Genomic DNA, 18,975 nt, shown 5'->3' on the forward strand with positions numbered 1-18,975 from the left:
GTCCTCGCCTCCCTGACGGGAGGCAATTCCCGCACCTTGCCTTTCCTCTCCGCCATCCATGGCGGGATTTCCCGGAGCAATTGATGAAGCCGCACGCCCGAACAGAAAAGCAGGCCGTCGACGCGGCGGACCTGCAACACGAAGCCGGCGCGCCGGCCCCTGCACGGTCGTTGCCGTACGAGACGATCGCGCTCGTCCTGCAGGGCGGCGGCGCGCTCGGCGCGTATCAGGCCGGCGTGTTCGAAGGGCTGCACGAGGCGGACGTTCCGCTCGACTGGATCGCGGGCATCTCGATCGGCGCGCTCAACACCGCGCTGATCGCCGGCAATGCGCCCGAGCATCGCGTCGAGCGCCTGCGCGAATTCTGGGAAACGATCTGCCAGCCGGCGTTCTTTCCCACGATTCCGGCCGCGTTCGAATTCGCGCTGTTCAACAGCATCGACCAGATCCGCACGTTCTTCACCGCGTCGCAGGCTGCCAGCGCGATGATGCAGGGCCAGCAGGGATTCTTCGTGCCGCGCTTCCCGCCGCCGCTGCCGGGCGTGTCCGACCATCCTGAAAAGATCAGCTGGTACGACACGTCGGCGCTGCGCGCAACGCTGCTGAAGCTGTGCGACTTCGACCGGATCAATTCGGGCGAGACGCGCGTGTCGGTCGGCGCGGTCAACGTCGGCACCGGCAACTTCGTGTACTTCGACAACTCGCGTATCCGCCTCGCGCCCGAGCACTTCATGGCGTCCGGCGCGCTGCCGCCCGCGTTCCCGCCCGTCGAGATCGACGGCGAGTATTACTGGGACGGCGGTGTCGTGTCGAATACGCCGCTGATGGAAGTGCTCCGCGCCCGGCCGCGCCGCGACACGCTCGCGTTCCAGGTCGATCTGTGGAGCGCGCGCGGGCCGCTGCCGCGCACGATGGCCGACGTCGCCGAACGCACGAAGGACGTGCAGTATTCGAGCCGCACGCGTTTCGTCACCGACACGCTGCAACGCGAACAGCGTTACCGCAACGTGCTGCGACACGTGCTCGACCAGGTGCCTGAAGCGCAACGCAAGGCGGATCCGTGGTGCGTCGAAGCCGATGCGATGTCGTGCAGCAAGAAGTACAACATCCAGCATCTGATCTATCAGCAGAAGGCGTACGAGCATCACTACAAGGACTATCAGTTCGGTCTGTCGACGATGCGCGACCACTGGTCCGCGGGTCTCGACGACATCCGCAAGACGCTCGCAGTGAAGGACGGCCTCGCGCTGCCCAACAACGACGCGGGCTTCGTGACGCACGACATTCACCGCCGCCGGTAATGCGCTGCGCGACGGATCGGCGCGATGCCTGCGCCGGTCCGTCCTCTTCCCCGATCAGACATGCCGATTTTCATTGCACTGTTCGCGCTCATCGCTGCTGGATGGGGCGCGGTTCACCTGTTTCACGTCATCGCCGCGCAATTCGGCCAGCCGGTCGCGATCGCGGCCGCCGTACTCGCCGCCGCGATCCTGATCGCGCTGGTCGCCTGGTGGATCAAGCGCCGCCGCGACATCGCACCGAACACGAAGGAAGAAGGCTGGACCCACGTCGTGCATCGCGCGTGGGGCGAGTTGCGCGTATCCGCGACACAGGGGCTGCTGTGGCTGTCGCATGACGGCGCGGATGGCCGCTATACGCTGTCGCAACTCGACGGCTGCCAGGCCGCGCCGATCGGCGGCCGCTGGCATCTCGTCGTGCGCGTGCGCGACGCCGTGCGCAGCGAATGGAAACTGCCGATGACGGACAAGCGCGATGCGCAGCGCTGGGCGCGCGTGCTGACGCTCGCGAAGGACAACCGGCTGTGACGGGCGAATCGTGCGGCGCCGTTATCACGCAAGTTCAACGGTGATTTGCACGGCGTCGCGCCGCTCACGTTTCGACGTAAAACGCGCCGCCGGGCGCGCGCGGTTCAGCTTCCTGTAAAAGCTCACCTTTGGCCGTTCTCAGGCCGTATCGTCACTCGCTGCGGCATTCAGACCGGCCAGCGTCTCCGCCAGAAAATCCACGCACACGCGTACTTTCGCCGACGCCGCGACGCGTTCCGGATAAACGGCCCAGATGTTCGCGGGCTGGGTTGCGTCCGGCAGCACGCGACACAACGCGCCGCGTTCAATCAGCGGCCCGGCTTCCCAGATCGAACGCAACACGATCCCGCGTCCGGCCAGCGCCCATTGCACGGCGACCTCGCCGTGGTTCGTCGACAGCGCGCCGCCGACCTTCACCGTCGCCGTTTCTCCTCGCACGTTCAGCCGCCACACGCCGAACGGGTGATCGCGCTCCTTGATGGCAAGGCAATCGTGCGACGCGAGATCCGCGAGCGAGCGCGGCGTGCCGCGCCTGGCGAGATAGTCGGGCGCTGCGCACAGCACGCGGTAGTTCGCGGCGAGGCGGCGCGCGATCAGATGATCGGAGATGTCGTCGCCGATGCGCACGTCGAGGTCGTAGCCTTCGCCCGCGACATCGACCAGCCGGTCGAACAGGTCGAGGCGCACGTTCAGTTGCGGATAGCGCACCGTGAAGTCGAGCAGCGCCGGCGCGACGACGTGCCGGCCGAAGCCGAAGCTGCTCGACATGCGCAGCGTGCCGCGCGGCACCGTGCGCGTCGTCGACACGTCCTCGACGAGATGATCGACGTCGTCGAGAATCTTTTCAGCGCGCGCGAACACGCGTTCGCCGGCTTCCGTGACCGTCACGCGGCGCGTCGAGCGATGCAGCAGGCGCGTGCCGAGCTGCGCCTCGAGCAACGCGATACGCTTGCTGACATAGGCGGGCGACACCGCGAGCTGCTCGGCAGCCGCGCTGAAGCTCGTCAGGCGGACGACCAGGCTGAACACGCGCAGGTCGTCGAGGTTCGGCGATTTGTTCACGATTCGTGGAAAGTCGATTAACCTTTCGCGCGATTTTAATCCAGATGGAAATAAATAGAATGACGTCACGCGCCGCTGCATCCCCCGGCAGCCGGCCGACCCGCCAAGGAGCTTTGCATGACCGACAGGACCTACAGAATTGCCGTGATCCCCGGCGACGGCATCGGCCGTGAAGTGATGCCCGAGGGCCTGCGCGCACTCACCGCCGTGACCGCGCGTTTCGGCATTCGTTTCGATTTCGTGCAGATCGACTGGGCCAGCTGCGACTACTACGCGCAGCACGGCAAGATGATGCCGGACGACTGGAAGGCGCAGTTGTCGGGCATGGACGCGATCCTGTTCGGCGCGGTCGGCTGGCCCGCGACGGTGCCCGATCACATTTCGCTGTGGGGCTCGCTGCTGAAATTCCGCCGCGAGTTCGACCAGTACATCAACCTGCGGCCCGCGCGCCTGTTCGACGGCGTGCCGTCGCCGCTTGCCGGCCGCCGCGCGGGTGACATCGACTTCATGATCGTGCGCGAGAACACCGAGGGCGAATACTCGTCGGTCGGCGGCACGATGTTCGAAGGCACCGAGCGCGAAGTCGTGATGCAGCAGTCGATCTTCACGCGTCACGGCACCGAGCGCGTGCTGAAATTCGCGTTCGAACTCGCGCAGCGGCGCGCGAAGCGCCTCACCGTCGCGACGAAGAGCAACGGCATCGCGATCAGCATGCCGTGGTGGGACGCGCGCGCGGCCGAGATGGCCGAACGCTATCCGGAGATCGCCGTCGACAAGCAGCACATCGACATCCTGTGCGCGCGCTTCGTGCTGCAGCCGGACCGCTTCGACGTCGTCGTCGCATCGAACCTGTTCGGCGACATCCTGTCGGACCTCGGGCCGGCCTGTACCGGCACGATCGGCATCGCGCCGTCGGCCAACCTCAACCCCGACCGCACGTTTCCGTCGCTGTTCGAACCCGTGCACGGCTCGGCGCCCGACATCGCGGGGCAATACATCGCGAATCCGGTCGCGATGATCTGGTCGGCGGCGATGATGCTCGACTTCCTCGGCAATGGCGCGGGCCCCGAACGCGAAGCGCACGATGCGATCGTCGCCGCGATCGAGGACGTGCTGCGCACCGGGCCGCATACGCGCGATCTCGGCGGCCATGCAGGGACGCAGGAAGTGGGCGAGGCGATCGCCGTGCGGATTGCGGGCTGACGGTCGAACCCGGCGCGAGTGATCGCGCCGGGCAGGGTTTCACGCATCAGCCGGCGGTGAGCAACACGCGATGTGTTTGCGCACTCGTGCAGGTTCCGATGCGTGCGTGGTGAGGTCGAGCGGTGAGCAACGACACACCGCAACGCGCACTGCTTGCGCTGTCTCTCGTCGCAATCGATTCGATCGGTGAGTGGCACAGCACGTTCACGCACACCGATCGCCAACACAGCGCCAAATCCGCTCGATGGGTGAGATGCACCGCGCGGTGAAGCACACCGTTGCACGTCGACACGTGCATCACGCGCTATCGATGTGCACAACAGGTCCCGCATGCACGGTGCAATGCCACGTCGATCTGTTCGAAACACACAGTCCGACGCGACATTTCACCTCGTCCCGAAAAACCTCACCTTTGGCGCACAGCTCCCGAATTTACTCACCATCGAACCCGGGTGATGCGTCCGGCGATCCGTTGAACGGACGCGAACCTCACAGCCCGAGATCGGACAGCCCCGGATGATCGTCCGGACGGCGGCCGAGCGGCCAGTGATAAAGACGATCTTCCTCACGAATCGGCAGGTCGTTGATGCACGCGTAACGATGCGCCATCAGGCCGTTTTCGTCGAACTCCCAGTTTTCGTTGCCGTACGATCGAAACCAGTTGCCGGCGTCGTCATGCCATTCATACGCAAAGCGCACCGCGATGCGATTGCCGCCGAACGCCCACAGCTCCTTGATCAGCCGGTAGTCGAGTTCGCGCGTCCATTTCCGCTGCAGCAGCCCGACGATCTCGTCGCGGCCGGTCACGAATTCCGCGCGATTGCGCCATTGGCTTTGCGGCGTATAAGCGAGCGACACGCGCTGCGGGTCGCGCGTATTCCACCCATCCTCGGCGGCGCGCACCTTCTGGCGCGCCGATTCGAGCGTAAAAGGCGGAACGGGCGGGCGGACTTCGGGGGAATCGGACATGGGTTGCTCCTGTTCAGGGTTCTGGCCGCGGACGCCCGCGGCCGGTTCGGATTCGCTGCATCGACTACCGTGACACGGTGTCGAGCAGCAGTTCGGCTGTCGCGCGCGCATCGCGCGCCGCGTTTGCATCGCCGCTGACGAGCGCCACGCCGATCGCGCCGTCGATCAGCACGAGCCACTGACGCGCGATGCGCGCGAGCCCGCGGCGCTCGATGCCTGTTTCGTCCGCATACGCATCGAACCGCTCGCGTACGAACGCCAGCAGGCGTGCCTTGTGTGCCCGCGCGACGACGCGCACGGGATCGTCGGCGTCGGGTATCTCACCCGACGCGTTCAGGAACGCGCAGCCGTGAAAGTCGGGCTGCCCGAACCAGTCGCGCAACACCTCGAACATGCCGAGCAGCTGCGCACGCGGCGTCTTGCCGCGCGCATGGGTTGCGTCGACGAACCAGCGCATCCAGCGCTCGTCGCGGCGTTCGAGCGCGGCCACCACCAGCGCCTCTTTCGATTCGAAATGCGAATAAAAGCTTTTCCGTGCGGCGCCGGAGCGCTTCACGATCGCATCGACGCCGGTCGCGTGGATGCCGCCCGAATAAATCAGCGCTTCGGCCGCATCGAGCAGCCGGTCGCGAACGCCTGGTTCGCCGGAGGGGTCGTGATGTGTGTTCATGGGTTTACAGTAGAACGATCGTTCTCCATCGTCAACACCCATGTGAAAAAGCCCTGCCAGCGAGAGGGCTGATCCGCTGTGTGAGCGCGCGACGAGGCCCGCCGCGTTTACGACATTTTTTCTTGAAGCGGATACGTGACGCTCACTACACTTCGGTCACCCTGTCTGGGCGAAAGGACATCATGCAGCGACCGGAATCCGCGCGCCCCGCGCGCGCCTATGCGGCTTATGCGAAGCGGCTCGACGGCCGCGTCGTCGTGCGGCGCTTCGACCCGCGCAGCGATTCGTACGACGCGTTGACCGCGCTGCTGCATCGCGCGTTTGCGCCGCTCGGCGCACTGGGCTTCAATTGCCCGTGCGTCGATCAGCCGGCCTCGGCGACGCGCGAACGCGTGCTCACCAGCGAGTGCTTCGTCGCGCTCGGCAACGCGCATCTGGTTGCGACGATGACAATGCATTCGCACGATCCCGATTCCCGCTGCGATCCGTATCGCAGCCGACACGTCGCGACGCTCGGCCAACTGGCCGTCGATCCTGTCTGGCAGGATCGCGGCATCGGCCGTTCGCTGCTCGCGTTCGCACAGCGGCGGGCCGCCGCGCGCGGTGCGACGCACCTCGCGCTCGACGCGCCGTACGCGGCTGTCCGGCTCGTCGATTTCTATCGTCGCGAAGGCTTTCAACCGGTCGACGTGATGCGCTTCCCGGGACACAACTACGACAGCACGATCCTGTGCAAATCCGTCGGCGTCGCGTACGACCGCATGCCTGCCTGCGACACGACGCAGATCGACGTCGCGCGGCAAACCGGTGCGGCCTCATGAAACACGAGATGCCGAAGCACGACGGCGGCGACGATCGCGCGCACCTCGACGTGAAACAAGCACGCGTTCGTGCGGCGCTGCGGCTGCGCGGCGTGATGAAGCTGACGCTCATCACGATCGCGGTAGCGCAGGTGCTGACGCTCGCGTTCGAGAGCCTGCTGGTCGCGGCCGGCTTCGCGCCGGAAGCGGCGACCTTGCTGCTGTTCCGCTTCGTGACCTGCGCGCTCGTCAGCTTCTGGCTGCAGGCGGATGCGCTACGCGCCTATCAGTTCGCGGCGCAGCACGGGTTCGTCACGACTCCCGGCACGCACGGCGATCTGATCGACGTGGCGCCGCAGTGCCCGAAACGCTGGCTCGTCGTGTTGAGTCTTCAGCTCGACCCGCGCGGGTCGAATGGTGAACGGATCAAGTAGCGGTCCGCGCACCGCACGATGCCGATCGCATCGTGCATGAGTGAGCTGCAACGAGGCTCGCGGGCTCACGGTTGGCGTCGCGGTTCGGCAAGACATCGCATACGGTGCGCAGCGAACGATCGCCATGCAAGCGAAGCAGGGGAGTGCGCGGAAGAGGAAAAACAGGCGCCGAATGGCGTGATGGGGGAAGCGATGCGGAAGCGGCAGGCCGGCGCCGACAGGTGAAGCGAACGTGCGATTGCAGGTCACCGATGTGCGATCGCGTCACGATTCGGCATGCAAACACAGCTCCCGAAAAATCTCACCTCAAGCCCGGATGCGTGCGTTCCGGCTTCGAAAACGCAGCGGCAAACGAAAGCGGGGCAGGCGGCGAACGAGCCGCGCTGCCCCTTCGGCACTCAGGCCGTCCAGTCGAGAATCACCTTGCCGCTTTCGCCGGACAGCATTGCGGCGAAGCCTTTCTCGTAATCGTCGGCCGCAAAGCGATGCGTGATGATCGGCGACAGGTCGAGGCCGCTCTGCAGCATCGCGACCATCTTGTACCAGGTCTCGAACATCTCCCGGCCGTAGATACCCTTGATCTCGAGCCCCTTGAAGATCACCTGGTTCCAGTCGATCGCCGTCTGCGCGGGCGGAATGCCGAGCAGCGCGACCTTGCCGCCGTGGTTCATCGCCTCGAGCATGCTCGTGAACGCGCTCGGCACGCCCGACATCTCGAGACCGACGTCGAAGCCTTCGGTCATGTGCAGGTCGGTCATCACGTCGCGCAGCGACTCGCGTGCGACGTTGACCGCGCGCGTCGCGCCCATCTTGCGCGCGAGTTCCAGCCGGTAGTCGTTGATGTCGGTGATGACGACGTTGCGCGCGCCGACGTGCTTCGCGATCGCGACGGCCATGATGCCGATCGGGCCCGCGCCGGTGATCAGCACGTCTTCGCCGACGAGGTTGAACGACAGCGCCGTGTGCGTCGCGTTGCCGAACGGATCGAAGATCGACGCGAGATCGTCGGAGATCTCGGGCGGAATCTTGAACGCGTTGAACGCCGGAATCGCCAGATACTCGGCGAACGCACCTTCGCGGTTCACGCCGACGCCGACCGTGTTGCGGCACAGATGCCGGCGCCCCGCGCGACAGTTGCGGCAGAAACCGCACGTGATGTGGCCTTCGCCGGACACGCGATCGCCGATCGCGAAGCCGCGCACTTCCTGCCCCATCTCGACGATCTCGCCGACATATTCGTGACCGACGTGCATCGGCACGGGAATCGTCTTCTGCGCCCAGTCGTCCCACTTCCAGATATGGATGTCGGTGCCGCAGATCGCCGTACGGCGGATCTTGATCAGCACGTCGTTGTGGCCGACTTCGGGACGCTTCACGCGGGTGAGCGTAAGGCCGGGGCCGCGCTCGAGCTTTGCCAGTGCTTTCATGGTCGCGCCTCCGTCAAATGATGCCGAGCGACTTGCCGACGCGCACGAACGCGGCGACCGTCTGGTCGATCTGTTCGGGCGTATGCGCGGCGCTCATCTGCGTGCGGATGCGCGCGCGGCCGCGCGGCACGACGGGGAACGAGAAGCCGATCACGTAGACGCCTTCGCCGAGCAGTTGGTCGGCCATGTTCGTCGCGAGTTGCGCGTCGCCAAGCATCACCGGGATGATCGGATGCGCGCCGGGCACGAGCGTGAAGCCGGCTTCGGTCATCTGCTCGCGGAAACGCGCGCCGTTCTCGCGCACGCGCTCGCGCAGCTTCGCGCCTTCGTCGCTGCCGAGCAGTTCCAGCACTTTCAGCGATGCCGCGGCGATGCTCGGCGTGAGCGTGTTCGAGAACAGATACGGACGCGAGCGCTGGCGCAGCAGTTCGACGACCTCGCGGCGCGCGGCGACATAACCGCCCGATGCACCGCCGAGCGCCTTGCCGAGCGTGCCCGTGATGATGTCGACGCGGCCTTCGACGCCGCAGTGCTCGGGCGTGCCGCGACCGTTCGCGCCGATGAAGCCGACCGCGTGCGAATCGTCGACCATCACGAGCGCGCCGTAGCGATCGGCGAGATCGCAGATGCCTTTCAGGTCGGCGATGATGCCGTCCATCGAGAACACGCCGTCGGTCGCGATCAGCTTGTGGCGCGCGCCCGCCGCATCGGCTTCCTTGAGCTTCGCCTCGAGGTCGGACAGGTCGTTGTTCTTGTAGCGAAAGCGCTTCGCCTTGCACAGGCGGATGCCGTCGATGATGCTCGCGTGGTTCAGTTCATCGCTGATCACCGCATCGTTCTCGTCGAGCAGCGTCTCGAACAGCCCGCCGTTCGCATCGAAGCAGCTCGAGTAGAGGATGCTGTCCTCGGTGCCGAGAAACGCGGCCAGCGCGCTTTCCAGTTGCTTGTGCACGGATTGCGTGCCGCAAATGAAGCGCACCGATGCCATGCCGAAGCCGTCCTGGTCGAGGCCGGCCTTCGCCGCGCCGATCAGGCGCGGGTCGTTCGCCAGCCCCAGATAGTTGTTCGCGCAGAAATTGAGCACGCCGGCGCCGCCGGCGAGCCGCACGGCCGCCGCCTGGGGACTCGCGATCTCGCGCTCGGTCTTGTAAAAACCGTCCGCGCGGATCTGGTCGAGCGTCCCGCGCACCTGGGCGAGAAAAGCATCACGCATCGCAAAGCTCCTGACAGGGATTCGCATTCCGCGGCGCGCCGCTCGTGGCGGCGGCGCAACGGCCTGCTACTGTTATAGTCGGTCGTTCGGTTGACCGCATTTATCCGATATTCCGAACTAGAATTCGAAATACCGAACAACTCTAAGCGAACGGAATCCAAATGGCAAGTTCCTCCGGATCGCGGCGCACGCCTGCCAGCGCCGCACCGCAGCCGCCGGCCGCCACGCCGCCGCGTGTCGGCGAGCAGATCCAGCGGCTGCGCAACGAGCGCAAGCTGACCCTCGACGACCTGTCGCGCGCGGCCGGCGTATCGAAATCGATGCTCTCCGAAATCGAACGCGACAAGGCCAATCCGACCATCGCGGTGGCCTGGCGGCTGACGAACGCGCTCGGCATCACGCTCGACGAGCTGTTCTCGCAGCCGAAGGCGCCCGAGACGATCCGCGTGGACGGCCCGCACGACATTCCGACGCTCGCCGGCCACGACGGCCGGTACCAGTTGCGCGTGTGGGGCCCGATCGACCTCGCCGGCAAGTTCGAGTGGTACGAGCTGACACTGCCGGGCGGCGGCGCGCTGGTATCGAACGCACACGAACCCGGCACGCGCGAGCACCTCACCGTGCTGCAAGGCGCAATGGAGATCGAAGCCGCGGCGGCAAGCCGGCGCCTGAAGGTCGGCGACACCGCGCGCTACCCGGCCGACGAGCCGCACGCGATCCGTAACCCCGGCAAGGCCGAGGCACGGGCACTGTTGATCGTGATACACCGCTGACGGCGCGTATAGCTGGCCAAAGGGCCAGTTGCGGAAAAGACTGTATATTTGTACAGTATACGGACATTCCGCCATGCATGGGCCGGAGCTGGCGCACCGAGGCGCCCGCCCCGGTCGACAGGAGCCTGCAATGACAGAAGAACAAGATTTGGCCGCGCTCAGCTTCAAGGCTGCCGCGCACGACCTCGAGCTGATCGTCCGCCATATTGCCGGGCGCTACATCCGCCAGCGCGTGCCGCTGACGTGGCGCCTGCTGCACGCCATCGAAGCCGAGGCGCTCGCCGATCTCGGCTTTGCCAGCCGCCACGAGGCCGGCATGCGTCAATTGTTCGAACGGCCGTCGGACATGACGTTTCCCGAAACGGACGATCCGATCGACTTCGGGCGCTCGAATGCGCTGCCCGCCGTCTTTTCGTTCGCGGTGCTCGCGTACGAAGCCGCGGCAACGTCGCACGACACCGCGTCTCGCGCACGCGCTCACCGTCCGTCCAAGGCGTGGGGCGACTGACTGCCAACCCGGGCCGCCGCGCATGGCGGCTTGTCCAGCCTCTTGCTGCCCGAGACGTTGCGGAAAGGGCTACCATATACGCAACTAACGGAATAAACCACATGTCCCTTCCCGCCTCTCCCGACACCCCCGCACGCCCGGAAGAAAAGGATCTGTTCGATCGCGGCGCATCCGACTGGATCGTGTCGCCCGAAGCCGCATTCGACGCGTGGCTGGCCATGCAGGACTATCGCCGCTCGTCCGCCGACGTCTATCGCGCACAATGGGGCGCATTTCTCACGTGGATGCGCACGCATCAAAAGAATCTGGCCACGGTCGATACGGCAACGATCGCGAACTTCGTCGGTGAGCTGTCGATCCGGAAAACCCAGAAAATGCGTTATCTGCGGCTGATCGAACGCGTGCTCGACCACATCCGGCGCACCGAGTACGCATCGACCAACCCGGCCCGCTTCATCGCTCAGGATGGCGAAGCGAACTGGCGCAAGGCACGCGACAACGAGCCGACCGGTTTCCTGACACCGGCCGAACGCGCAACGTTGCTCGCGTATCTGTTTTCGCCGATCGGCGTATCCGGTTCCGCGTACTGGAAGGAGCGCCGCGATCGCGCGCTCGTGGCGGCATTTCTCGGCGCCGGCATTAAAACCGGCGAAGCGCGCGCACTTACGATTAGTTGCATCAATACGAGCAACACGTCGCTGCAGATCCAGGCGACGCACCCGGATTTCGCACGCGAAACCCATCTGGCTTCGTTCGCGATCGCACTGCTCGATGCATGGCTCACCGAACGCAAGCGCCAGGAAATTCCGGGGGAACTCGTGTTCCCGGCATCGCATGCCGGGCGGCCGATGCACAAGGCGACGATGCTGCGCGCCATCGACGCGATCGTCGAATCGGCCGGGCTCACGTCGTCACGCACCGCTCGCGCGAGCCCGCAGACGCTGCGCAATACCTACGCGGCCGAACTGTTCGAAAACGACGTGCCGCCCGAACGGGTCGGCAAATGGCTGGGCTTCATGCGGCCGATCTCGTCGAACCGCCTGCATCGCGCCTGGAAAAACTGGCGCGACGGGCTGGTTGACGGTGACGCTTCCGACAGCGACGAAACTCACTGATCCGGAAACGGCTGCTCACGCGAAGCGATCCGTGAGCAGCCTTGCGTGACGCAGCCTCACCGTTCCACCTCTCCCGAAAAACCTCACCTCAAGCGCGCCGGACCGTCTTGCCTGTGCGGTGCCGCCGATCCGCGGATCAGGTGTGTGCAAAACGAGTGATGGCTTCAAATCGGGACGGCCATGCGCCTGAAGCGTGCTCGCACTCTGGGCATGCCACTTCAAAACCCTCTTCACCATGCGACAGTTCCGGCTCGCCATCGCAATGCGGGCACTGAGTCGGCACCGTGATCTCGGAATCCAGTGAGGTCCCGATCGCGGAAAACGCGTCCGCATCCAGTTGCCCGGCATCGGCCAGGCGCCGGATCAGCACGGCGATTTCCGGATTCATTTCACGGCTCGCGCGCAACGAACTCACGTCGCGCGTCGCCCGTTCCAGTTCATCGCTCTGCGTGCGCAATTGTTCCTCGAGCCGATCGGCACGCGCCTTGGCCGAGCTCAATTGCTGCAGGAAATCGAATTCCTTGCGCTGAACGTCGCGCAAACCGCTCTGGTAGGTCGACGCCATGCTGCGCAGCGAGTCCAGCTCGACCAGCATCGGCTTCACGCGGCGTTCGGCTTCGGCCACCGCGTCCTTGATTTGCTGCGCGTAGTGCTCGGTGCGTTGCTGCAATTCGGCTTGCAGCGCATCGATGCGGTCGCGCAGCGTGGCGTTCTGCGCCTGCTCGGCGTCGATACGGCCGGCGGCCGCGGTCAGCTCCTTCTCCAGTCGGGCGACTGTGGTGAGCAACGTCGCTTCGTTTGCCGAACCGTGCGTCGTCTGCGACGCGAGTTGAACCTCGAGTTCGGTCACGCGTGCCTGCAATTGCTCGTTGCGGGTTTCGCCGCGGGCGAGCGCGCCTTCGAGCGTCTCCTGGCGCACGGTTGCGTCGCGCAACCGTTGTTCGGCGTCGGCGACGCCGGCGCGAACCTGCTCGCGATCGCCGTCGAGACTGTCGCGGGCCGCTTTCAACGCTTCTTCATATAGTGCGCCGAGCAACGCGCCGGCCTTTTCCTCGACGGCCTTCGGGATTGCCGCACCGTCGAGCCTGATCTTGGACGCGGAACGGATGCGCTCCCAGAAATGATCGATGTCTTTCGGGATGTCGCTGGCGCTGCCGGTTTGGGTGAGATCGCGGACGTTGGCGGCCGACGGCCGGATGCCGAGATCGAAGAACAGACGCTTGCATGCAAGCAGCGACAATTCCTGGCGTCGCGCACCGCTTGCACGCAACGATTCCAGTTCGTCCCGAATGACTTGGCGCATTTCGTCCAGGGTCATGGCAGAGCTCACAGACATTGAAGTGTGCAAATCATAACGAAATACGTATTCTTTGATACCTATTTCGAGTCGACGTTGTGAATTTACGTCGCTGTGCACAGAAATCGGGGCTGTGAGCCAATCCGGACGAACGTGGTCCGGAATTCCGTGAAACAAAGCGAAGAAAGTCAGCCAAGTCCTTGTAGCACAAGCATTTTCCAGCAGACCGCGAAATCCGGCATTTGTTTCACATGACAACGGAACCGATTGCCGGTGGGTGTTCAGGGTTTGGGGTATCTGTGGAAAACTCGTCGGCCCATGTCTTGAGAGTATTAGAAGTAAACACCCTTGAACCCTTAGTTAAAAACGTTAACGCCACGGCACAGCCTTACGTAGCAAGGGTTTCCGGCTGGCAAGGTGAAGTTTTACGGGAGCCAAGGTGATCTTCTGCGGGAGCTGAAGTGATTGGGTTCGGGGAGCTGCGTGAGCCGTTGCAGGAAAGGTCGTGAGCGGATTCGGGATCACAGTGAAACACGAGATTTCCCAAAGGTGAGGGTTTTCGGGGCCGCACAGCCACAGAACCCGCGCTGTGCCGGGCTGCACAGTTTTCTGCCTGTGCAGACATGGGTGAGAATTTGCGGGACCCTCTTTGCGCCCCGATTCTGCCCATCTTTTGGGCAGTTTTTACGAAAGGTGAGGTTTCACGGGACTCCACGGGAATTTGGTGTGAGGATTTCCGGGAACCGAACGCCATTTTGCACAGCAAAAGTGCTCTCCGGGGCCTGTGATGCACTAAAGGTGAGACTTTTCGGGAGGAAAATCCGGGTTTTCCTGCCCCCATCCCGTTGAGGTGAGCTTTTTCGGGGCATGCATCACAGGCTGAGATCCCGGTCACAGGTGAGCATTTTCGGGAATGGTATTTGCTCGAAAAACGGTCAAAGGTGAGGCTTTTCGGGACCTGTGAACGGCCGGATTCGCCGAAAAGCCCGCCAGGACTGGAAGAATTCTCGTTTTTGCTGTGCCACTTTTTGGCACAGGTGAGATTTTTCGGGGGGGCGACACATGGTTGTCGTATGAAGGATTTCTGTCGAAAGGTGAGGCTTTTCGGGGGATCCCTGCGACGCACAGCCAAATGCCTGCTGTGCATAAGTATCGGAAGGCATTGGGGTTTTTGATACCGCGACAGTTACGGTGAGGTTTTTCGGGAGCCGTTCTCGTGGGCGTTGCTGTGCCGCATTTTTTCAATAAGGTGAGGCTTTTCGGGAGGCTTTGGTAGCAAATCCCACGCGTGTCGGGCGTTTGTTGCCATCCGGACGAAACAACAAGCTGTGCTCAAGGTGAGTATTTTCGGGACCCGATACGATTGGTGCGCTGTACAATGCGCGCCCGGGCTGGCAAAGCATGCCTGGGCGAGCGGCACAGGCCGGTTTCGAAAGCGTCTTTCCGGATGCCGGAGCGGATGACGATCTCCCGGCAAGCCGTGCCTGTACATGCATACAGCCCGATGCGGGGCGATCGGGGACGCACAGTGAGGTGCAATTGCAACCCTGTGCCGAACTCACTGCCGGGCAGTCGCAAAATTACGACAAATAGAAAGGTGAGCCGATACGGGAGCGTGTTCCGCACGTGTCGCGCACAGGTGAAATTCTGTGAATCGGCGCATCCCGCAGCACATCTGGACGAGTCCGGAACGCTGCAATTCCGGACCGGTGAGCGTTTTCGGGAGCGCTTGGGGTGAGTGCCGTTTTGCACGCGCGCTTCACCGGCTATGGTGAGCATGTCGTTCTGGACGCACATCACCACAGGCGCTATCCTTCCGGAAAACTTCCTCTCCGACCCGACGCATGGCCACGACGAAGCGCGCCAAGAAAACTGATGTGGATGTGGTGAGTGCCAGCTCAGCCGAATTGCGCAAGGCCGTCGAGGCGATCGCAATTCAGCCGAAGAGCGGCAAGATCACGCTCCTGACCCGCAAGCTGTTCAACGTCCTGCTGGCTGTTGCGCAGCAGGCCGACGACTCGGGCGATACGTATCGCGCGCTGCTGTCGGATATCGTCGCCAACTCCGCCTTCGATTCGAACGACACCGCGCTGGTGAAGGAACACTTGCGCCGCATGGTGTCGGTGCAGGTCGAATGGAGCACGGGCACGTCGAGCCAGAAGCCGGGCCGCAAGTGGGGGATCTCGACGCTGATCGCCGACGCGGAAATTCTCGAGGATCCGACGACCCGCCGCGTGTGGGTCGAATTCTCGTTCGCGCCGAAGATCAAGAAGAAGCTGCTCGACCCGGTCCAGTACGCGCGCCTGAGCCTGCAGTTCCAGAGCCAGCTGCGCAGCAGCGCCGGCCTCGCGCTGTACGAAATCTGCGTGCGTTATCTGACGAACCCGAGCCACCTGACGATGCGCGAGCAGTGGGAATGGTGGCGGCCGATCCTGTCGGGCACGCCCGATACCGAAGCTGGCGACGAGGCGAAGCGCGAGTACAAGTACTTCAAGCGGGACTATCTGCGTCCCGCGATCGCGGAAGTCAACGCAGTCACCAATATCTTCGTCGAACTGATCGAGCACCGTGAAGGGCGCCGGGTCGCGGAGATCCAGTTCCGCGTGACCGAGCGCAAGCAGCCGATGCTCGCGCTCGACGAACACCCGAACGTGTTCGACAGCACGCTGGTCGACCGGATGGTGAAGCTCGGGATCCCGCTGAAGGAAGCGCAGACGCTCTATGCGGACAGCGAGGAAAACCGCATTCGCGCCGCGCTGCAGATGACCGAGCAGCGGATGCGCAGCACGACGCTGCCGCCGGTGCGCAGCGCGCCGGCGTTGTTCAAGGATGCGTTGAAGAAGGGTTATGCGCCGCCGGTCGAGTCCGTCGACGCGCTGCCTGCCGGCACGCCGTCCGCGAAGGTCGCGGCGGCCCAGCCGGACGATCTGAAGGCACGCCTGCTGAGCGAATTCGCGGCGTTCCGCCGCAAGGAAGCGAAGGTGCTGTACGAAGAGCAGGGCGACGCCGAGCGCGATGTGGCGCGCGAGTCGTTCGAATCGGAGGCGCTGCCGACGATGGGCACGCATCTGCGCGACGATTGGCGCAAGCGCGGCCTCGATTCCAAGCTGGCCGAGACGGCCTTTTTCGACTGGCTGGCCCAGAAGACCTGGGGCGAGCCGACGGACGGCGACCTGCTGTCGTTCACGCTGAACCAGTCGCGGGCCGCCTGACGCCCGCTCAGGCCCGCTGACGGGCCGCCGCCGGCCGCCTGCTCGATCGGGCGGGCCCGGCGTCTCACCAGGCCCTGCCGGCCGCTTCCATCACTCCGACAACAGCATCCGCTCGAGCTGCTCGAGGATTGCGTCGCGCTTGTCCTTCGGGAGCCCGCGCAGGCGCAATTCGATGCGGTCTTCCCCATACGACTTCAGGTCGCCGACCGACTTGCCGCCGAGCTTGATCTCGAGACGCTGCGCGTAGCGCTGACGGCCCGCGACCTTCGGCGTTTCCTGTGCCGCGACGCGGCCCTTGACGATGTCCGATACCTGGCGCGTGCTGAGGTCGTCCGACACGATCTTGTTGATCAGCCGCAGTGTGGCCTCGGTGCCGCGCGCATTGTGATAGCGGCCGACCTGATACGCCATGTTCGAGCCGAAGCGATCGGGACGCGAGACCATTTCCTGCATGATCGCTTCCGGCAACTTGCCGATCGACAGCGCGACCGCCACCGTCGACTCGTCGAGGCCGAGATGCTCGGAGAGCTCCTTCTGGCTCTGGAAATGCTTGTCGTCGAGGAAGCGGCGCCACACGACGGCATTGTCGAACACCGTCTGCGAATCGCGCTGGACGTTGAGGTCGTAGCCGAGCTTGTAGCTCTGGATACCGATCGGCACGTCGATCACGATCGCCTTGACCGATTCCTTGTTCGCCTCTTTCAGCGCCCGCACGCGACGGCCGCCGTCGCTGACGAAATACGTGCCCGGGTTGTCGTAATCCGGGATCACGTGGATCGCCTGCTGTTGCCCTTGCTTCGCGAGGTTGACTGCGAGCTCGGCAATCGACGACTTCAGATAGAAGTGCCGCGGGTTGAACGGGCTATGTTTGATCGCCTTCAGCGCCAGCTCGATGACCTGCCCCGGCGCATAGCGGTTCTCGAGGCGCCACGCGCGATATTGCGGCGATTCGTCGATCGACGGATCGAACGTGAGTTCCGGAGCGGGAGGCGGCGCGATGTCTTTCTTTGCGGACTTGGTCGGAGCCGGAGTGGGCGTCTCGGATTTGACGATGCCGTCAATCGCATTGAGCCGATCGAGCGCCGTGCGCTTCTCGCTCGTCGTGATATCCGGGCGCGCTTGGAATCCTTTTGCAAATTGGGAAGGTTTCATGTGACTCCTTTGTGCGCATAAAGTCAGGGCAGCATGGCGACGATTTCGTCGGCACATGCGCGAATTTCGGTGGCGGCCAGCTTGCCGCCGCGGTCGTTCATCTGCAGGACGGTCTGACCGAGCGCCATCGCCTGCTTGTACGCTTCCCGGGTCGGGATCTGCGTTTTCAGCAACGGGAAGCCGAGCTCCTCGAGCGCGCGCTTGAGCTCGCGGGTCAGCATGCGCTTCTCTTCGGTCTTGTTCAGCAGGAAGACGGCGCGGAGGTCTTCGTTCATGACCTGCGCTTGCTGGATCAGCTTGACCAGCCCGACGCTCGACCAGTAATCGGCCGGCGACGACGAAGTCGGGATCACGGCAATCGATGCGGCGAGCAGGACGACGCCGGATACCTTCTCGGTGATCGACGGCGGGCAGTCCACGACGATGATGTCGTAGTCGTTGATGAACTTCTTGATCTCGCGATGGATCTGGCCGTCGGCTTCGGCAAGGTTGACGACCGGAAACGGGATGCCGTTTTCGCTGTCACCGGATGCGCTCGACCAGTGAACCAGCGTGTTTTGACGGTCTGCGTCGATGACGAGGACGCGCTTCCCTTTTTCATGGAACGCGGCACCGAGGTGCATGGCAATCGTGCTTTTGCCGACGCCACCTTTTTGTTGAGTGACTGCAATGATTTCCGCGGCCAATTTTCACTCCTATTTTGGTCGTTGGAATTCTACAGGACGATATTTATATTTCAATGAAATTGTCGTTCGGCAACTACGCGTTAGCCATTCGGGCTATCGGTTTATGCGCATAAACGAACCGGCGGTGGTTGGTGGCGCGATCGAATCGCGTTGCTGATGCCTGGAGAGGTCGACGAGTCGCTCGATCGTTGGGCCATCACGAGGTGCATCGTCGGCACGCGCAGCGGGTTGCTGCGATCTCGGCGTGCTCTGCCCTGTCGCGGAGGTGGGCTGTTTGGGCTCGGGGCCGGTGAGTTTGTGCGCATAAACTCGGCAGAGATCGAGGCGGGCAACCGCGTGGAGGGACGGTCTGGTATTCCCGAGCACGGGCTATGAACTGCACGCCATGGCCATGTACGCAGCTTCGAGGTGCGCCATCGAACCCGTCTGCCTCAGCGCAACGGGCTGTCGGGACGCTACGTTTATGCGCATAAACCGGGGGCGATGGATCACGTGCCGACCTCCTCGAATCCGCCGCGAAGCGATGCACGGACGAGGCAGCCTATCTGCGCAGTGATCGCGTCGATGCCGAGGTCTCGGCGCGCTGGCGAACGATGAATCCGCGACTACCTCACGTGACCACCACACG

Annotated in this window: 17 protein-coding genes; 9 read left to right on the forward strand and 8 right to left on the reverse strand. The window is 64.0% G+C overall.

The window, feature by feature from the left end; all coding sequences use genetic code 11:
* Nucleotides 1–83: 83 nt before the first annotated feature.
* Both ACTRWB_RS05345 and ACTRWB_RS05350 read left to right on the forward strand, forming a co-directional pair.
* Complete coding sequence (locus ACTRWB_RS05345) at nucleotides 84–1,301, forward strand: patatin-like phospholipase family protein (protein WP_048250647.1); 1,218 nt, start codon at nucleotides 84–86, stop codon at nucleotides 1,299–1,301.
* Nucleotides 1,302–1,361: 60 nt separating this feature from the next.
* Nucleotides 1,362–1,826: a signal peptide protein gene (locus tag ACTRWB_RS05350; protein WP_446901188.1), complete on the forward strand. Its 465-nt coding sequence runs from the start codon at nucleotides 1,362–1,364 to the stop codon at nucleotides 1,824–1,826.
* 138 nt (nucleotides 1,827–1,964) lie between these two features.
* Here the strand turns inward: ACTRWB_RS05350 and ACTRWB_RS05355 are convergent, their stop codons facing one another.
* Nucleotides 1,965–2,888, reverse strand: a complete 924-nt coding sequence (locus ACTRWB_RS05355; protein WP_419688263.1) for a LysR substrate-binding domain-containing protein — start codon at nucleotides 2,886–2,888, stop codon at nucleotides 1,965–1,967.
* A 117-nt stretch (nucleotides 2,889–3,005) separates the two neighbouring features.
* Between ACTRWB_RS05355 and ACTRWB_RS05360 the strand changes: the two genes are divergently transcribed.
* Nucleotides 3,006–4,091 (forward strand): tartrate dehydrogenase, encoded by a 1,086-nt coding sequence (locus ACTRWB_RS05360; protein ID WP_446901189.1) that lies wholly within the window; start codon nucleotides 3,006–3,008, stop codon nucleotides 4,089–4,091.
* Between the two features lie 489 nt (nucleotides 4,092–4,580).
* Here ACTRWB_RS05360 and ACTRWB_RS05365 read toward each other — a convergent pair whose 3' ends face one another.
* Both ACTRWB_RS05365 and ACTRWB_RS05370 read right to left on the reverse strand, forming a co-directional pair.
* Nucleotides 4,581–5,060 carry a nuclear transport factor 2 family protein gene (locus ACTRWB_RS05365; protein ID WP_129516118.1) on the reverse strand — a complete coding sequence of 160 codons (480 nt, stop codon included), beginning with the start codon at nucleotides 5,058–5,060 and terminating at the stop codon, nucleotides 4,581–4,583.
* A 64-nt stretch (nucleotides 5,061–5,124) separates the two neighbouring features.
* Entirely contained in the window at nucleotides 5,125–5,730 is a 606-nt protein-coding gene (locus ACTRWB_RS05370) for a TetR/AcrR family transcriptional regulator (protein ID WP_412023508.1), read from the reverse strand.
* 182 nt (nucleotides 5,731–5,912) lie between these two features.
* Here ACTRWB_RS05370 and ACTRWB_RS05375 point away from each other — a divergent pair, with 182 nt between their 5' ends.
* Both ACTRWB_RS05375 and ACTRWB_RS05380 read left to right on the forward strand, forming a co-directional pair.
* Nucleotides 5,913–6,551 (forward strand): GNAT family N-acetyltransferase, encoded by a 639-nt coding sequence (locus ACTRWB_RS05375; RefSeq protein ID WP_446901190.1) that lies wholly within the window; start codon nucleotides 5,913–5,915, stop codon nucleotides 6,549–6,551.
* Nucleotides 6,548–6,964, forward strand: a complete 417-nt coding sequence (locus ACTRWB_RS05380; RefSeq protein ID WP_446901191.1) for a hypothetical protein — start codon at nucleotides 6,548–6,550, stop codon at nucleotides 6,962–6,964. Before ACTRWB_RS05375 ends, ACTRWB_RS05380 begins: the two co-directional genes overlap by 4 nt.
* 398 nt (nucleotides 6,965–7,362) lie before the next feature.
* Here the strand turns inward: ACTRWB_RS05380 and tdh are convergent, their stop codons facing one another.
* Nucleotides 7,363–8,391, reverse strand: coding sequence for an L-threonine 3-dehydrogenase (gene tdh / locus ACTRWB_RS05385; protein ID WP_021163717.1), 1,029 nt, complete (start codon nucleotides 8,389–8,391; stop codon nucleotides 7,363–7,365).
* A gap of 13 nt (nucleotides 8,392–8,404) precedes the next feature.
* Nucleotides 8,405–9,604: a glycine C-acetyltransferase gene (locus tag ACTRWB_RS05390; RefSeq protein ID WP_129516114.1), complete on the reverse strand. Its 1,200-nt coding sequence runs from the start codon at nucleotides 9,602–9,604 to the stop codon at nucleotides 8,405–8,407.
* Nucleotides 9,605–9,765: 161 nt separating this feature from the next.
* Between ACTRWB_RS05390 and ACTRWB_RS05395 the strand changes: the two genes are divergently transcribed.
* The 3 genes from ACTRWB_RS05395 to ACTRWB_RS05405 all read left to right on the forward strand — a co-directional run bounded on the left by ACTRWB_RS05395 (nucleotide 9,766) and on the right by ACTRWB_RS05405 (nucleotide 12,000).
* The gene (locus tag ACTRWB_RS05395) at nucleotides 9,766–10,377 is read left to right on the forward strand and encodes a helix-turn-helix domain-containing protein (RefSeq protein WP_059855291.1); all 612 of its coding nucleotides are present in this window, start codon (nucleotides 9,766–9,768) and stop codon (nucleotides 10,375–10,377) included.
* A gap of 130 nt (nucleotides 10,378–10,507) precedes the next feature.
* Nucleotides 10,508–10,885, forward strand: coding sequence for a DUF2471 family protein (locus ACTRWB_RS05400; RefSeq protein WP_129516113.1), 378 nt, complete (start codon nucleotides 10,508–10,510; stop codon nucleotides 10,883–10,885).
* A 101-nt stretch (nucleotides 10,886–10,986) separates the two neighbouring features.
* Nucleotides 10,987–12,000 carry a tyrosine-type recombinase/integrase gene (locus ACTRWB_RS05405; RefSeq protein ID WP_446901192.1) on the forward strand — a complete coding sequence of 338 codons (1,014 nt, stop codon included), beginning with the start codon at nucleotides 10,987–10,989 and terminating at the stop codon, nucleotides 11,998–12,000.
* Nucleotides 12,001–12,136: 136 nt separating this feature from the next.
* Here ACTRWB_RS05405 and ACTRWB_RS05410 read toward each other — a convergent pair whose 3' ends face one another.
* On the reverse strand, nucleotides 12,137–13,318 hold the full coding sequence (locus tag ACTRWB_RS05410) for a DNA-binding protein (protein WP_446901193.1): 1,182 nt from the start codon (nucleotides 13,316–13,318) through the stop codon (nucleotides 12,137–12,139).
* Between the two features lie 1,823 nt (nucleotides 13,319–15,141).
* Here ACTRWB_RS05410 and ACTRWB_RS05415 point away from each other — a divergent pair.
* Nucleotides 15,142–16,509: a replication initiation protein gene (locus ACTRWB_RS05415; protein ID WP_048250666.1), complete on the forward strand. Its 1,368-nt coding sequence runs from the start codon at nucleotides 15,142–15,144 to the stop codon at nucleotides 16,507–16,509.
* A 90-nt stretch (nucleotides 16,510–16,599) separates the two neighbouring features.
* On the opposite strand, the gene ACTRWB_RS05420 is transcribed toward ACTRWB_RS05415, so the two are convergent.
* Entirely contained in the window at nucleotides 16,600–17,661 is a 1,062-nt protein-coding gene (locus tag ACTRWB_RS05420; RefSeq protein ID WP_129516111.1) for a ParB/RepB/Spo0J family partition protein, read from the reverse strand.
* A gap of 23 nt (nucleotides 17,662–17,684) precedes the next feature.
* Complete coding sequence (gene parA, locus ACTRWB_RS05425; protein ID WP_027790199.1) at nucleotides 17,685–18,347, reverse strand: ParA family partition ATPase; 663 nt, start codon at nucleotides 18,345–18,347, stop codon at nucleotides 17,685–17,687.
* Nucleotides 18,348–18,975: the final 628 nt, after the last annotated feature.

It is taken from the genome of Burkholderia sp. YIM B11467, assembly GCF_052952715.1.

Coding starts and splice junctions, on each gene's coding strand:
- ACTRWB_RS05345 (WP_048250647.1), top strand. CDS start 84: ATGAAGCCGCACGCCCGAACAGAAAAGCAGGCCGTCGACGCGGCGGAC.
- ACTRWB_RS05350 (WP_446901188.1), top strand. CDS start 1,362: ATGCCGATTTTCATTGCACTGTTCGCGCTCATCGCTGCTGGATGGGGC.
- ACTRWB_RS05360 (WP_446901189.1), top strand. CDS start 3,006: ATGACCGACAGGACCTACAGAATTGCCGTGATCCCCGGCGACGGCATC.
- ACTRWB_RS05365 (WP_129516118.1), bottom strand. CDS start 5,060: ATGTCCGATTCCCCCGAAGTCCGCCCGCCCGTTCCGCCTTTTACGCTC.
- ACTRWB_RS05370 (WP_412023508.1), bottom strand. CDS start 5,730: ATGAACACACATCACGACCCCTCCGGCGAACCAGGCGTTCGCGACCGG.
- ACTRWB_RS05375 (WP_446901190.1), top strand. CDS start 5,913: ATGCAGCGACCGGAATCCGCGCGCCCCGCGCGCGCCTATGCGGCTTAT.
- ACTRWB_RS05380 (WP_446901191.1), top strand. CDS start 6,548: ATGAAACACGAGATGCCGAAGCACGACGGCGGCGACGATCGCGCGCAC.
- tdh (WP_021163717.1), bottom strand. CDS start 8,391: ATGAAAGCACTGGCAAAGCTCGAGCGCGGCCCCGGCCTTACGCTCACC.
- ACTRWB_RS05390 (WP_129516114.1), bottom strand. CDS start 9,604: ATGCGTGATGCTTTTCTCGCCCAGGTGCGCGGGACGCTCGACCAGATC.
- ACTRWB_RS05395 (WP_059855291.1), top strand. CDS start 9,766: ATGGCAAGTTCCTCCGGATCGCGGCGCACGCCTGCCAGCGCCGCACCG.
- ACTRWB_RS05400 (WP_129516113.1), top strand. CDS start 10,508: ATGACAGAAGAACAAGATTTGGCCGCGCTCAGCTTCAAGGCTGCCGCG.
- ACTRWB_RS05405 (WP_446901192.1), top strand. CDS start 10,987: ATGTCCCTTCCCGCCTCTCCCGACACCCCCGCACGCCCGGAAGAAAAG.
- ACTRWB_RS05410 (WP_446901193.1), bottom strand. CDS start 13,318: ATGACCCTGGACGAAATGCGCCAAGTCATTCGGGACGAACTGGAATCG.
- ACTRWB_RS05415 (WP_048250666.1), top strand. CDS start 15,142: ATGGCCACGACGAAGCGCGCCAAGAAAACTGATGTGGATGTGGTGAGT.
- ACTRWB_RS05420 (WP_129516111.1), bottom strand. CDS start 17,661: ATGAAACCTTCCCAATTTGCAAAAGGATTCCAAGCGCGCCCGGATATC.